A 1,326-nucleotide genomic window follows, 5' to 3' on the forward strand; every position below is an offset into this window, starting at 1 on the left:
GAACTGCAGCACGTTGTCCGCCACCGACTGGAAATCGAACAGGGTCTCCGGGGTGATCTCCTGGGGTTCCTGCACCTTGGGTGCCTTGTAGCCCTGGCCGTTGATCTCCAGCGCAAATTGCAGCGCCTGCTGGATCAGCACCTGGGCCCATTTCGGGGGCTTGTTCAGGGAGACCTCATCCCCCTTGTCCGCCGTCTTCGACTCCGTCTGTTGAGGCGATTTGGGAGCAATGCCCACTCCCTTGGGTTGGGCTGTGCCCATGCCATCAATTTGCATCATTACTCTCCCGCCTATAGTGGTGGATCGGTTATCGGCCCGACTGGCCACTTCTTGACCACAAAAAACTTGGACAATCCGCAACGGCCTTTTAAAATCCCCACCCTTTGGTTGGCTGCGGCCTTCCCCCGGTCTTTCCCCGGCTCAGCCCGGTGCATGCGAGGTATCCATGACTCAATCCCAGCCCTCTTCCGCCGACGCCCAGGGCAGACGGACTCCTGCCGACTACCAGACCCAGCTCGACGAGAAGCGCGATCGCCTCACCCAGCTGTTCGCCCCCTTCAATCCGCCCGCGCTGGAGTTGCACGCCTCCCCCGCCGAGCACTACCGGATGCGCGCCGAGTTCCGCATCTGGCACGAGGGGGATGACCTCTTCCACTGCATGTATGCACCGGCCACCAAGGAGATTATCCGGGTCGACAGCTTCCCCACCGCCAGCCTGCTCATCAACCGGCTGATGCCGGTGCTGCTGGCCGGGCTGCGCCCGCACCCCGTGCTGCGCAAGAAGCTGTTCCAGATAGACTACCTCTCCACCCAGTCCGGCCAGATCTGCGTCAGCCTGCTCTACCACCGCAAGCTGGAGAACGAGTGGCAGCAGGCCGCCGAGGCGCTGCAGGCCGACCTGCGGGCCAAGGGGTTCGAGCTGCAACTGATTGGCCGCGCCCACAAGCAGAAGATCTGCCTGGGGGATGACTTCGTCATCGAACGCCTGACCGTGCAGGGGCGCGAGCTGGTCTACAAGCAGGTGGAAAACAGCTTCACCCAGCCCAACGCCGCCATCAACGAACAGATGCTGGGCTGGGCCCTGGACGTGACCAAGGGGAGCGAGGGGGACCTGCTGGAGCTCTACTGCGGCAACGGCAACTTCTCCATCGCTCTGGCGCAGAACTTTCGCAAGGTGCTGGCCACCGAGATCGCCAAGCCGAGCGTGGACTCCGCCCAGTTCAACATCGCCGCCAACGGTGTCGACAACCTGATCATCCTGCGCATGTCTGCGGAGGAGTTCACCATGGCGATGCGCGGTGAGCGGGAGTTCAACCGTCTCAAGGG

At 62.8% G+C, this 1,326-nt stretch carries 1 protein-coding gene and 1 pseudogene; one reads left to right on the forward strand and one right to left on the reverse strand.

Annotated features, from left to right (window positions below):
• Positions 1-276, reverse strand: a pseudogene (locus G5358_RS21135) (hypothetical protein); the annotation flags it as partial.
• A 169-nt stretch (positions 277-445) separates the two neighbouring features.
• Between G5358_RS21135 and trmA the strand changes: the two are divergent.
• On the forward strand, positions 446-1,326 hold an 881-nt coding region (gene trmA, locus G5358_RS21140; RefSeq protein WP_421324887.1), incomplete at its 3' end, for a tRNA (uridine(54)-C5)-methyltransferase TrmA.

It is taken from the genome of Aeromonas sp. 604176 (genome assembly GCF_049170755.1).
Lineage (GTDB): Bacteria > Pseudomonadota > Gammaproteobacteria > Enterobacterales > Aeromonadaceae > Aeromonas > Aeromonas veronii_A.